Raw genomic sequence first — 13,065 nt, 5'->3', positions numbered from 1 at the left:
AGGGCGGGACGACCCACGTGGGCGCCCCGCCCCACTCTTGTTTATGCCTTGTGGCCAGAGACCACGGCGGCAAGCTGAATACGACTTGTCACGCCTACCTTTTTGTAAATGCTGTTGACATGCTTCTTTATCGTCGATTCCGACACGTAGAGCTTTTCGGCCACTCGGCGGTTGCTCATACCGTCGAGCATGAGGGAGAGAACCTGCTTTTCTCGTCCGCTGAGTCCGAAGCGCCTTGCGACGCACGTTGCCTCGTCTAAGCTCGATTCCTGCTCGTAGTCTGCGACACCTTTGGGAAACATCGCGCCAAGGCGCGCGCTCAAATGGCGCGCAAGCTCTAGGAGCACTCTCATTTGCGCCGGCGTAAAGTCTCCCGTATCCTGCTCGCGAAACAGGGTGATGCTACCAAGGGGCATGCCTTCCAGCGCGAGAGTAGCTCCACACCCATAGTAGACGCCCTGCGGAAGCATCCACTCGCGATAAATCGGCGTCTCGTCACGCCTTGTCACGTCCACCAAGTCGAGGTCTCTATAGACTTCAACCTGGTAGGGGTCGAAGCTCCAGACCGTATAGTCCAAGGCAGCATAGTGCAGGTAGTAGGAAGACAGCGTGTCGGCACTCATGGTCGTGCTAACGGCATGCGTATAGGCAATGGTCCCGTCCTGTCTGACTGCTGCGAGGTCGAACATCGACGAGCGATGTGGAACGATGTCTGCAATTCTTTCAAGCGCACCGCTCTGAAGCGCAGAGACGTCCTTCTGCCCGGCAATCCACAAGGCTGTCTCGTTGATTTTCTCCCACGTATCCGCGTCGAGGGATGACGCCACAATGCCGCTGGGTGTTGTACGCAAAGATCCATTCAACTGCACGCACCTCCCGATGGTTCCCAAGTCTGATGGCCCAAAGTGAACAATAGAACTTTTGGTTAGACATAAGGTAGACGTTCGTCCGCAGAAGGTGTATGCGCGCTCCATTGTCCAAGGTAAAAAAGCGCGGGAACATTGAGATACCCAGAAGAAACGGCGAAAGGAGAAGAATATGCACACCATTCGAGAAGAGCAGTCCACGCCGCTGCAAGACGGGTTCTTTATGCCCGGGGAGTACGAGGAGCAGGAACAGACGTGGATTCTGTGGCCGCATCGGCCAGATGTGTGGCGCTCTGGCGCAAAGCCAGCTCAGAAGGTCTTTACAGAGGTTATCAAGACTGTTGCTCGGTTCCAGCCAATTACTGTCGGCGTGAACCCCGAGGACTGGCCTGCCGTGAACGAGATTCTGGGTGAGGTTGCTAACGTCCGAATCATGCTGATGGAGTATAACGACTCTTGGATTCGAGACCCCGGCCCCGCATTTCTGGTAAACGACAAAGGGGAGCTTGCGCTCAGTCACTTCCACTTCAACGCATATGGCGGTCTCGTAGACGGCCTTTACTTCCCTTGGGACAAAGACGCGTCGCTTGGTTTGCAGATAGCGAACATCGAGCAGGTGTCCCGCTATCGTCCGGACAGCTTTATTCTCGAGGGCGGATCCATCAACTGCGACGGCCAAGGTACGGTTCTTACGACAGAGATGTGCCTGCTGCATCCCGGGCGTAACGCATCGGTCACGGACTACGAGCCCGGTAGTGCGGAACTCAAAGCGTACTGCGAGGAGGAGCTGAAGAAGTACCTTGGGGCGCAGAAGGTGATATGGATCAAGGACGGAATCGACCCATACGAGACAAATGGTCACGTAGACGATGTCGCATGCTTCAGCGCGCCTGGGGAGGTATGCTGCATGTGGACCGACGACCCAAACCACAAGTTCTACAAGGAGTGCCAGGAGGCATACCAGACGCTCAGCAACGCGACGGATGCCCGCGGACGCAAGCTCAAGGTGCACAAGGTTATAATGCCCAGCAAGTCCGTTTACATGACCGAGGAAGAGGCCTCAACCATCGATCCTGTCGAGGGCGTTCTTCCGCGGACTTCTGAAGACGCCTTCGAGCCCAGTTACCTCAACTTCCTCCCGATAAACGGAGCGGTGCTCGTTCCACAGTTTGGCGATCCCAACGACGAGCAAGCGCTGGCTGACATCAAGGTCGCCTATCCGGACCGCGAGGTCATTGGCCTTCAAACGCGCGAAATAATTTATGGTGGAGGCAATCTTCACTGCATCACGCAGCAACAGCCAAAGCCTCGCGTAAGATAGCTAGCACTTTCCGCCGTAGATGTAGACGACAAACCCATCGCCCGTGTCTTGGCTATGGTCCTCGGCGATGCGGGTCATCCCAATGTGGTCGTAGAACTCGTAGTCAGAATGGTTATCGCTCATGAGGAAGAACCGACTGCACCCCTCGGCGCGCATGCGGCCGCGGGCCTCGTCCAAAAGGCGTCGTCCCAAGCCCAGTCCCTGCCACTCGGGTCGTATCACGATGAGGTTGATCTGTCCTTGGGCGTATTCGTTTCCGCCTGCCGCAAAGCGGTCGGCCGTGGCCTTCTCGCGGCTGTCGCCAAAGAGCGAGCCCTCCAGGTCGTCGTCGGCAGTCTTGGCACGCTCGCGTGCCTGGGCGAGAAGCGCCTCGTATGCGGGTTGCCACAGCGGATTGGTCCGGGGTGCGCCGTGGTCGAAGATCCCGACCAGGCACGCGGCTACGACGCCCCCGTTCCTCTCCGCCACCAGCGTGATGGGGGAGCGTTGCAGCTGCATGGCAGCGTTGAAGCGACCGCAGAGCGCCCAGTCCTCTATGGCGCCTGACGTGCGAATCCAGTTGCACCACAGGGAGTTGTAGATGCCTGCGATGTGGTCGAGGTCCTCCTGGCGCGCCTCGCGTATAGTTATATCCTTGATGTCCATTTTGACTCCTTTCACACCAGCTCCAAGAAGTTGAGGCGTCTTGGAATGGAATTCTCTCGTTAACGTATGTGTGAGACTGATGTCCTATTCTATCCGCTACAAAAGACGCTTTTCGCAGCGGGAAGAGGACGGTGGGCGAGTGGGAAAGGTCTGGTTGCATGGAACTCGCATGGTTCGTTTTCACACTGACACTCATGCTGCTATCCATGACGGCGTGCGTTACTAACACTATGCTCTGGCTCATTGCGGGACGCAAGGACTGCCGCTCTGCCGCAGCCGCGTTCGCCGCGTACCTCCTCTCTGTCGCACTTATCTTCTTCGACGAGTATATCCAGGTGAAGCCATCCGTGACCTCATACATTGCCAATACCGGCCTTCTTCACCCTTGGCTTGAGGTACCCCTGGGCGTGTTCCTTGTTGCCTCATGCCTTTCCTGGCTCTATTGCCGCCTGGGCATCAAAGCCGATTCAAGAAGGTTCTGGATTCCCGTCGCTGCCTTCGCTGTCATTGAGTTGCTGCTCTGTCCCGTGGCGGGTAACACGACCCGGGGGCGAACCTTTGCATACTGGGCGATTCACGACCTCACGATCATAGGCATCCTCGTCTACGGATTCTGGTATGTGAGGTTTCGCGCAAGTGATGCGGTGCGGCTGGCCCTGCATCCCAACAGGCGCTTCTACCTCTTCATCCTCATTCTTTCGCTAGCCGCGCTCGTCGAAGACGCCTACAACGTCCTAATCTCGACGCCGGACCTCAGCAATCCGCTTGTGCGCGAGTTCTACTGGCATCTTACGGAGCGCAACCTGTCAGAGAGCGTGCTCGCAATCGCATTGGCCGTCAGGTCGATGCTCTATGCGCGCGATGTCATGCGCGTCTACTCGCGCCACCCTGCCGAAGGCGGCGGGGTATGGCAGAGCGGAGGCGCTGCGGTAGACTTCGACGCACGGGTCCTGCGGTTCTGCGACGACGCTGGTATGAGTGCTCGTGAGCGCGAGGTGCTCCAGCTTGTCATCCAAGGGAAAGATACCCAGGGCATCGCAAGCGAGCTGTACATCTCTACAGGCACTGTGAAGGCACACCTGCACCGCATCTACACCAAGGCCGGGGTAGCCGGCAGGCAGGAGCTTGTGTCGGCGTTCTGGAAGTACTGACGCATGTAACCTTGCTCCGAGAAGTACGTCCGGCTTTTCTCGCCCAGCATTCCTAAGTTCAAGAAATCCCAGCTCAGAGCCGTGTAACCGCAATTAAACCCTAGGGGGGACCTGGTAACCCCTAAGTGGTCTCGCGAAAGCTCCGGCCTGGTGTGATGATTCCCCCAACGTCCGCGGCCAAGGCGTTTCTGCCGTGGACCCATGTCCACACCAAAGATTGGGGGAAAGATGGCAGAGACAACTGCGGAAGCCGGTGGCGGGGACCTCGAGCTTCTTACGGCGCCGGTCAAGAAGACATTCAACAAGTATGCGCTCGTGACCATGCAGGGCATGATCGCGCAGATCATCATGGTCATACTTGAGGGCGTTATCATGGGGGCCGGCCTTGGCGCCCACGGGCTTGCCTGCGTGTCGATCATCATGTCGGTCGAGTACATCAACCTGTCGTTTGGCAATCTCTTTGGGACTGGCGTGCCCACGGTGATGGGTAACTATCTGGGGGCCGGCGACCGTGAGGGCGCAAAGCACGTGTTTGGCCAGGGATTCTGGTTTACCACCTATGTGGCAATCGCGGTTGCTGTGGTGTTTGAGCTCTTTGCAGCGCCCTTGGCGACGTTCTTTGGTGCCACGCCGGACATCCTGGCGGATTCTGCCGCAGGTATCCGCACCTTTGGCCTCTTCCTCGCATTCACGATCATCGGACAGATGCTCACGGGCGTGCTACGCGTGATCGAGAAGCCGCAGCAGTCTGCAAACCTGATGACCGCGTCTGCCGTTATCGCAATTGTCTGGCTTGCGCTTGCCGTGCTGGTGCTTGGCCTTGGCGTTCCGGGCGCAGGCATCTACTACGGTCTCTCGATCGGCATCTGGGCGGCTGGCATCGTCTACTTCGTGGGGCCAAAGGCGGAGTTCAAGATTACGGCCAGGGAGATGAGGCCCGACTTTGCCGTCTGGGGCCAGATCTTTAAGATTGGCTTTCCGTTCTTTGTGACGCAGGCCGGCACCTTCGTCTACAACACCGTTGCCAACAACCTTCTGGGACAGCTCGGAGGCAGGAACGGCTCCCTTTACATAGGTGCCTTTGCCGTGATTAACGGCTACATCGTATACATCATCATGATGTTTGTGAACGCGCTCACGTACGGTTTGCAGCCCGTGGCTTCCGTCAACAATGGCGCGGATCGTTACGACCGCCTAAAGGAAGCGCTCAACTGGTCGCTCATTGTCCAAGTCATTGTTACCGCCATCCTGACGGTTGTCGTCGTCGTGTTCGCGGCGCCCATCTCCAGCTTCTTCGACGGAGGCGACCCTGCCCTTACCCAGGCGTCCGCACACGCGGTGCGCATTATGTGCCTTGCATCGGTCCTCGGCTTCATGGGCGCCATGGTGAGCTCCTATCTTCAGTCTGTCGAGAAGGTCGTGCTAGCCACGGTCGCATCCCTCCTGCGCTACGTGATTCTTGCGTGCCCCCTGATGGTTGTCATCGGCAATGCCGTGGGCACCGTGGACGGCGTCTGGTACGGCCTGCTTGCAGCCGACATTGTTACGGGCGTTGTCTGCCTGGTCATCGTGGCCGCAGAAAACCGGCGCTTAGACAGGCTCGGGGCGCAAGGAAGCGCCCAGGCGAAGGAATCCCAGGCGTAGAGGGAGCCCCGGACGCAGCAAAAAGACGAAAGGAGACCCAAAATGTATGCAGACTACATCATTAAATCAAGCAATGTGTTTACGGGTGACGGAAGCCTGCCGTTTGCGGGTGGCGTTGCGGTTGCGGGTGACAAGATAATCACCTGTGGCGACGAGCTTCACCTCGCCCCTTACGTTGGGCCTAAGACAGACGTGCGCGACTATGGCGACAAGCTGGTCATGCCGGGACTCATCGACTCTCACACCCACTTTGCCCAGGGGTCTCTGACGTCAGACGAGGACTTCTGCGTAAACCTCATCGACTGCACGAGCTTTGAGCAGTGCATGGAGCGCGTGGTTGCCTTCGCCGAGTTGCACTCAGCAAACGAGTGGATTCTTGGCACACAGGTGATTCAGTTCCAGTGGGACGTGCCAGAGATGCCTACGTCCGCGATGATCGACCGCTACCTGGCAGATCGTCCCGTCGTTCTGCAGCAGGTGGACATGCATACCGTAAGTGCCAACTCCCTCGCGATGCAAAAGGTCAGCATCACGCGCGACACCCCCGACCCCGTGGGTGGAAAGATTCTGCGCGACGATGCCGGAGAGCCCACGGGCGTCTTTTCGAACGCGGGATCTGAGGCGCTTCTCCACGCGGTCTATGCGCCGCCCCTCGATCGCGTGCGCACGTCCTTCAAGAAGACGGCGCATGCGGCCAACGCCTATGGAATAACTTCCGTGGGGGCGGTGGCTCCCACGTTCGTGGGTCTCGACGACCCGTATACGATCTTTGCGGACATGAGCCGCGAGAAGGACCTGCCTCTGCGCATGTTTGTGTACACGGACCTGTTTGACCTCGAGAGCAAGACGCCAGAGCAGATTCGGTCGGCATGCAACTTTCCGGGCACGACGGTCGAGTGGCGCGGGTTCAAGCAGTTTAGCGACGGCGTATGCTCGGACCACACGGCGTGGATGATCGAGCCCTACGCAAATGCCCCCGAGACCTGCGGCGAGCCCGCGGAAGATCCTGAGCAGCTGAGGAGGAACATCCTCAGAGCCTGCGACCTGGGGTATCCCGTGCGCATTCACGCCATTGGGGACGCGGCCGTTCGCTTTGTGCTCGACTGCTTCGAGGAGGCGGACGAGAAGTACGGCCACAAGGGGCTGCGGCACTGTATCGAGCACAACGAGACCGTGCAGCCGGAGGACCTGCCGCGCTACGCACGCCTGGGCATTTCTCCCGCGATGCAGCCATGGCACATGCTTCTTGACATGGCGGACCTTGCGAAGGACGCCGCGGTGGGCCCGGAGCGCGCCGCGCTCTCGTGGCCGCTGAGGAGCCTGATCAACTCGGGCGCCAACGTGCACCTTGGCTCGGACTTCCCCGTGGTTGGGCTCAACCCTATGGAGGAGGTCTATGGCGCGGTGTACAGGATGCGCGAGGACGGGTCCAACCCAGAGGGATGGTTCCCGCAGGAGCGCATCAGCATGGCGCAGGCGCTCAAGGCATACACCTTTGGCTCCGCCTATGCGATGGGTCTCGAAGGCCGCCTGGGCACGCTCGCCGCGGGAAAGCTTGCGGACATCTGCGTGCTAGACCGAAACCTCTTTGATTGCTCCCCGCAAGAAGTGCTCGAGGCGCGTGCTGCGATGACCATGCTTGGCGGCGACGTGGTGTACGAGGCGTAGAGAAGACCCCCTCCCCCGGGCGGGCGCGGCCAAATTGCACACAAGGCGGTCGCGCTCGCCTTTATGGGTCAGGGTGGTATGGGCACAAAATAATCCTAAGTAAGCTGCGGTGTACGCGCGGGTTTGCCCTGATAGACACTACAGTTGTCGCATTGTCCCTGTGCGGTGCGCATCCAACGGAGGCCCCATGGCCAGAAAGAAGCTGCGTCTTAAGGACGTGGTCCTCTCGATAATCTGCGTCGTCTTCACCATCGAGGCGTGTGCGCCCGCCGCCGCGATCGGCAACTCGTCCGTGTTCTGGTGGCTCCTGCTGTTTGTCACGTTTCTGGTGCCGTACGGGCTCATCGTGGCAGAGCTTGGGACCACGTACGCGGAGGGCGCCGGCGTGTACGAGTGGGTGCGCGACTCTATGGGACGCCGTTGGGCCACGCGCGAGGCGTGGTACTACTGGGTGAACTATTTCACGTGGCTTGCGTCCATAGCGGTGCTGTTTCCCACCACCATCGGCGGCATGCTGGGACGCCCTCTTCCCGCGTGGGCATCCGTCGCCATCGAGCTTGCGTTTATCTGGTTCGTGGTGTGGGTCTCCATGCAGGAGGTTGGCGACATATCCTGGATCATGAACCTGGGCGCCGTGGTGAACGTCCTTCTCGCCCTGGGCGTTGGCGGGATGGGCATCTGGTACGGAAGCCGGCACGGGTTCGTGTCGCCCCTCACGCCGCAGTCCATGCTGCCAGACTTTGGCGACCCCACGACGTTCACGTACCTTTCCGTCATCATCTACAACTACATGGGCTGCGAGGTAATTGCGACTTTTGTCGACTCGATGGAAAGCCCGCAGCGCGACATGCCAAAGGCCATAGTCGCGTCTGGCCTTACGATCGTAGCCATCTACCTCTTTGTGTCGCTTGGAATCTCCACCGCGGTGCCGCACGACAAAATCAACCTTGCCTCAGGCATAGCCGACGCCGTCGCTGCGATGGCAGGCGCGCGTAGCTGGCCTTTTATGCTGGTGTCTTTGGGATTTCTGCTCTCGTGCTTCGCGAACATGATCAGTTGGTCGCACGGCGTGAGCTCCGTGACCACCCGCGCGTCGAAGGAGGGCAACCTTCCTCGTGCCTTTGGCAAGGAGGACGAGAAGGGCCGGCACCTTGGCTCGTGCGTGGTAACGGGAGTATGTACGTCTGCCCTGGTGGTGGTGGGGCCGCTGCTGGACTCCCTTGGGATTGGCGTCTTCTATGTGGCGCTGTCGCTCGACATTGTGTTCACGCTTGCGTCGTACGTGCCCATGTTTCCCGCGTTCCTGCGCTTGCGCAAGATCGATCCGGACCGGCCACGTCCGTTTAGGGTGCCTGGTGGCCGGGTGGCAAACGCGCTGTTCTGCTGGGTGCCGGTGGTGGAGCTTGTCGTCTGCATCGTGATATCGCTCGTGCCGTTTGGAGTGGCACCAGACCAGCTCAAGAAGCTTCCCCTGCTTGCGGCAACCGTTGTCGTCATCCTTTTGGGCGAGGTCGTGCGGCACGTGAGCTACCTCCGCGCGACGGAGCGCGCGATCGAGCTTGGCGTCGAGCTTCCCGCCGCGAAGATGGGACCAGATTACGAGCGGCACCACAACATCCATCCTCGCGCATGCCACCTGCACTAGTGTCAAACTCATCTCGCCAAATCGCATAAAACGGGCAACGGACGGCGCGTCTGCGGGTATCATAAGACAACATAGCAGTTAGACCATCGGATCCCGCGCCACCCGCGCTTTGGGGCGCGCGGGGGACAGAAGGGGCCCACCGGTCTTGAATCCCGTCATCGTCATACCATCCTACTGGGCGGAAAGCGACGCGCCCGCCAAGATCGGCGAGGTCGGCGTATATGACCACACGACGCCCGTGACGAAGCCGCTGCCCGAGCTCGAGACCTGCCTCTCGTCGCTCGACACGGTGCGCGGCGTGCTCAGGGTCGTGGTGCTCCTGGTGTGCGATCCCTCGTGCGAGAAGAGCGCGCGTGCGAGGGTCGATGGCGTCTGCCGCCAGCACCCCAGGCTGAACCCGCTGGTCATAGGCTCGGCGGAGGCCCAGCTCATACGCGCAGCCATCGATAGGGCCGTGCCGCGGCTCGAGGGCGACCCCGTTTCGCTTCGCGGCTACGGCGCCATCCGCAACATGGGGCTGGCCGTCGCGGCCGTGCTTGACCACGACGTGGTGGTCTTCCTGGACGACGACGAGGTTGCCCTGAACGAGAACTTCCTGATTGACGCCGTGTACGGCATGGGGCTCACCACGCGCCAGGGCCTGAAGATCGCCGCGAAGAGCGGCTGTTACCTCGATGCGCACAACTCCCCGTACGCGTCCATCACGCGCGCGCGGTGGCAGGACCGCTGGTGGTCCAAGCGCCTGGAGTTCAACCAGTGGATGCACCGCGCGCTGGGCGGCACGCGCATCAGCCGCTCCAACTACGTGTGCGGCGGCTGCTTCTGCGTGGGTGCCAGCGTGTTCAGCAAGGTGAGCTTCGACCCCACCATCACGCGCGGCGAGGACCTGGACTACCTGTTCAACCTGCGCATGCACGGCTACGACGTGTGGTTTGACAGCGCGTGGCGCGTGCGCCACCTGCCGCCAAAGATCCCCTCGCACGCGTCCCGCTTCATGCAGGACGTGTACCGGTGGAACTACGAGGTAGAGAAGCTCGCCGTCGCGAACTCCATAAAGGGCATGCGCCAGGTGCGGCCGGAGTCCCTGCGGCCGTATCCCTCGGAGTGGATATCGCCCGGCGTGCGCACCAGGATCGCGCACACATCGCTGCGCCGCGCCATCGCGGGGCCCGAGCACCTTGACTACCTTAGGATCTGGCTGCACGGCAGGCACGTGGCGCAGCAGTGGGCGCGGCGCGTCGCGAGCAGCTACTTCAGCTTCCAGACGTACTGGCCGCAGGTGATGTCGTCGCTCTGGGGCGACGCGGACCTGGCACGGCAGGTCGTAAAGATGGGGACGCCGGCCGGCATGGGTGGTGAGCAGGAATGACTGGACCTAGCTATGCCCCCCGCGGCCTCGTCATAAACGTTCTTCTCGGCGTGCTGACGGTGGCCCTCATCGCGCTTCTGGTGTGGGGCCTTCTGACCGCGAACCTCGTGGCCGCCGTCCTGGCGGGTGCGGGGCTTGCCGTGGACATCGTGCTCGCCGGCGGCGTGATGCTGCTGGTGCCCGAGGACATGCGCTCGCAGGCGACGGAGCGCATGCTGCGAGTGTCGTCGTCCGTGCTCGCCCACATGAACGGCGGCCTCACGCCGGAGAACTGCAACGCCGTATGCCAGCTGCTGCTTCCGGAGACCACGGCCGCCGCCGTCGCCATGTGCGACGACGAGGCGCTCCTTGCGATCGTGGGCGGCGACGAGTCGAAGCATCGCGTGGGCGAGCCGAATTCGCCCACCACCAGGGATGTCATAACCAGCGGGAGGATGCAGACCTTCTCGTACAGCGAGGAGAACGAGTGGCTGGAGGCGGACGACGACGCCGCGGGCGCCCTGCGCGACAAGGAGTATCCCGTGGGCGTCGCGGTGCCGCTCATGGTGCGCGATCACGCGGTGGGCACGCTCGAGCTCTTCTATCGCAACGGGAGCGACGTGGACCGCACGCAGCTCACCATCGCGCGCGGGTTTGGCGAGCTGCTGTCGACCCAGCTTTCCGCGTACGAGCTCGACCGGCAGGCGGAGCTCACGGCGCGCGCGGAGGTCAAGGCGCTGCAGGCCCAGATCAACCCGCACTTCCTCTTCAACACGCTCAACACCATCGCCGCGTTCACGCGCACGGACCCCGCGAAGGCGCGCGACCTGCTGCGCGAGTTCTCGGCGTTCTACCGCCGCACGCTCCAGAGCTCGCAGTCGCTCATTCCCCTTTCCGAGGAGCTTGAGCAGACGCGCCGCTACCTCACGATAGAGAAGGCCCGCTTTGGCGAGGACCGCATCCTGGAGAGCGAGTCCGTGGCGCCGGGATGCGAGAAGGTCATGGTTCCCGGCTTCATCGTGCAGCCGATCGTAGAGAACGCCGTGCGCCACGCCATGCGTGACGAGGGTCCCCTCACGATCGACGTCCAGGTGGTGAAGGACGGAAACGACGTGCTGATTGCCGTCGCGGACGACGGCCTGGGCATGACAGAGGACGTGGCGGAGAGGTTGCTCTCCGGCTCGTCGCAGGATTCCAGCAACAGCTCGCGCGGCACGGGCATCGCGCTTCGCAACGTGTCCGAGCGTCTGCAGCGGTTCTACGGCGGCGACTCCAGCGTGGAGATCATGTCCAAGCTGGGCGAGGGCACGTGTGTCACGCTGCGGCTTGCGGGCGTGGCTCCCAAAGAGACTGACGGTCGGATAGAATAGAAACGTTGGCTTATGCACGGCTTGGCCGTGCTGGTGTTCCAAAGGTTAGGTGATGTGACTTGCTGAACGCACTCATCGTGGACGACGAGGCTCCTGCGCGTTCTGAACTCAGGTACCTCCTTGAGGAGACGGGGCGCGTCGACACCATTCGCGAGGCGCTGAACGCCCGCGAGGCCGTGGAATCCCTCGTCAAGAGCAAGGAGGGTACCGACCAGCGCATCGACGTGATATTTCTGGACATCTCGATGCCGAAGACGTCTGGCATGCAGCTTGCCGAGGCCCTGCACAAGCTGAAGAACCCGCCGGCGGTGGTGTTTGTGACCGCGTACAGCGAGTACGCGCTCGAGGCGTTCAACGTGGACGCCGTCGACTACCTCATGAAGCCGGTGGAGACCGACAGGCTCAACCGCGCCCTCGACAAGGTCGAGGCCATCGTGAAGCCCGCCCCCGCTAGCCATCCCGCGCAGGAGCGCATCCCCGTGGAGAAGGGCGGCCGCAAGGTGCTCGTCCCCGTGGACGAGATTCGCTACATCGAGGCGAAGGACGACTACTCCTGCATCTACACGGACGGCGACCGCTTCCTCTCCACCATCTCGCTCGCGAAGCTCGAGCAGAAGCTCACGCCGCACGGATTCTTCCGCGTGCATCGCGGCTACATCGTGAACCTGGACCACGTCGAGGACGTCGAGGTCATCTCTAGCGGCATTCTGCAGCTGGGCATCAAGGGCGTGGAAGAGAAGAAGATCCCCGTGTCGCGCCGTCGCGTCGTGCCGCTGAAGCGGGCGCTTGGGCTGTAGCGCCCTGCGCACGAAGGAATCCCACGCGAGCGGACGCGGGGCATGCGCGGACACGCGCCCGCGCCCAGCGCGCACGGGCACTCGTTAGAAGAGAAGAGCGGGAATTTATGCGGTTTGACATAGTCTCCGACACACACGGGTACCTATCGGACGAGCTTCTGTCCGAGCTGGAGGGCGCCGACGTGATTGTGCATGCCGGGGACATGTGCTCCGAGTCGGACTTCCACACCCTGAACGGCATCGCCATGACCTACATGTGCAAGGGCAACAACGACTGGGGCTACACCTACGACTCGTACGTCACGAACCTCGTGAGGTTCTTTGCGGCGGGCCTGCGCTGGGAGGTGTGCCACTACCGGGAGCGCCTTGACCTTGCCACCTGCGAGGTCGCCATCTGCGGGCACACCCATCGGCCGTTCGTGGAGCGCGACGCCAAGACCGGTGCGCTCGTCATGAACCCCGGCAGCCCCACGTTCCCGCGCGCAGGCGGGCCTACCATCGGCCGCATCATCGCAGACAACGGCAAGGTGCAGAGCGCGAAGATCGTGCCGCTGCGCGCCCTGGACTGGCAGGAGTCATAGGGGCCGGCAAGGGGTCGGCGTGACGCAGG

General features: G+C 61.5%; 11 protein-coding genes. 9 read left to right on the top strand and 2 right to left on the bottom strand.

Annotation, left to right across the window (positions count from 1 at the left end):
* Positions 1-41: 41 nt before the first annotated feature.
* On the bottom strand, positions 42-869 hold the full coding sequence (locus tag ACTQWE_RS00140; protein WP_441854958.1) for a helix-turn-helix transcriptional regulator: 828 nt from the start codon (positions 867-869) through the stop codon (positions 42-44).
* 169 nt (positions 870-1,038) lie between these two features.
* Here ACTQWE_RS00140 and aguA point away from each other — a divergent pair, with 169 nt between their 5' ends.
* Positions 1,039-2,187 (top strand): agmatine deiminase, encoded by a 1,149-nt coding sequence (gene aguA / locus ACTQWE_RS00135; protein ID WP_441854957.1) that lies wholly within the window; start codon positions 1,039-1,041, stop codon positions 2,185-2,187.
* Here the strand turns inward: aguA and ACTQWE_RS00130 are convergent, their stop codons facing one another.
* Entirely contained in the window at positions 2,188-2,832 is a 645-nt protein-coding gene (locus ACTQWE_RS00130; protein ID WP_441854955.1) for a GNAT family N-acetyltransferase, read from the bottom strand.
* A 158-nt stretch (positions 2,833-2,990) separates the two neighbouring features.
* On the opposite strand from ACTQWE_RS00130, the gene ACTQWE_RS00125 reads away from it, so the two are divergent.
* The 8 genes from ACTQWE_RS00125 to ACTQWE_RS00090 all read left to right on the top strand — a co-directional run bounded on the left by ACTQWE_RS00125 (position 2,991) and on the right by ACTQWE_RS00090 (position 13,036).
* The gene (locus tag ACTQWE_RS00125; protein WP_441854953.1) at positions 2,991-3,983 is read left to right on the top strand and encodes a helix-turn-helix transcriptional regulator; all 993 of its coding nucleotides are present in this window, start codon (positions 2,991-2,993) and stop codon (positions 3,981-3,983) included.
* Positions 3,984-4,211: 228 nt separating this feature from the next.
* A complete protein-coding gene (locus tag ACTQWE_RS00120; protein WP_441854951.1) occupies positions 4,212-5,627 on the top strand; it encodes an MATE family efflux transporter in 1,416 nt (471 codons plus the stop codon).
* Positions 5,628-5,669: 42 nt separating this feature from the next.
* Positions 5,670-7,295, top strand: a complete 1,626-nt coding sequence (locus ACTQWE_RS00115) for an amidohydrolase (protein ID WP_441854949.1) — start codon at positions 5,670-5,672, stop codon at positions 7,293-7,295.
* Between the two features lie 187 nt (positions 7,296-7,482).
* Positions 7,483-8,940, top strand: coding sequence for an APC family permease (locus ACTQWE_RS00110; protein ID WP_441854947.1), 1,458 nt, complete (start codon positions 7,483-7,485; stop codon positions 8,938-8,940).
* Positions 8,941-9,085: 145 nt separating this feature from the next.
* Positions 9,086-10,309 carry a glycosyltransferase gene (locus ACTQWE_RS00105; RefSeq protein ID WP_441854945.1) on the top strand — a complete coding sequence of 408 codons (1,224 nt, stop codon included), beginning with the start codon at positions 9,086-9,088 and terminating at the stop codon, positions 10,307-10,309.
* Complete coding sequence (locus ACTQWE_RS00100; RefSeq protein WP_441854944.1) at positions 10,306-11,658, top strand: sensor histidine kinase; 1,353 nt, start codon at positions 10,306-10,308, stop codon at positions 11,656-11,658. Before ACTQWE_RS00105 ends, ACTQWE_RS00100 begins: the two co-directional genes overlap by 4 nt.
* 59 nt (positions 11,659-11,717) lie before the next feature.
* On the top strand, positions 11,718-12,455 hold the full coding sequence (locus tag ACTQWE_RS00095) for a LytR/AlgR family response regulator transcription factor (RefSeq protein ID WP_206109894.1): 738 nt from the start codon (positions 11,718-11,720) through the stop codon (positions 12,453-12,455).
* Between the two features lie 107 nt (positions 12,456-12,562).
* The gene (locus ACTQWE_RS00090) at positions 12,563-13,036 is read left to right on the top strand and encodes a YfcE family phosphodiesterase (protein WP_170104702.1); all 474 of its coding nucleotides are present in this window, start codon (positions 12,563-12,565) and stop codon (positions 13,034-13,036) included.
* Positions 13,037-13,065 lie beyond the last annotated feature (29 nt).

Source organism: Parafannyhessea sp. LCP19S3_B1 (assembly GCF_052121955.1).
In the GTDB taxonomy this organism is placed as follows: Bacteria; Actinomycetota; Coriobacteriia; order Coriobacteriales; family Atopobiaceae; genus Parafannyhessea.
The sequence above is the reverse complement of the archived record's forward strand: the minus strand, read 5'-3'. Positions and strand labels throughout refer to the sequence as shown.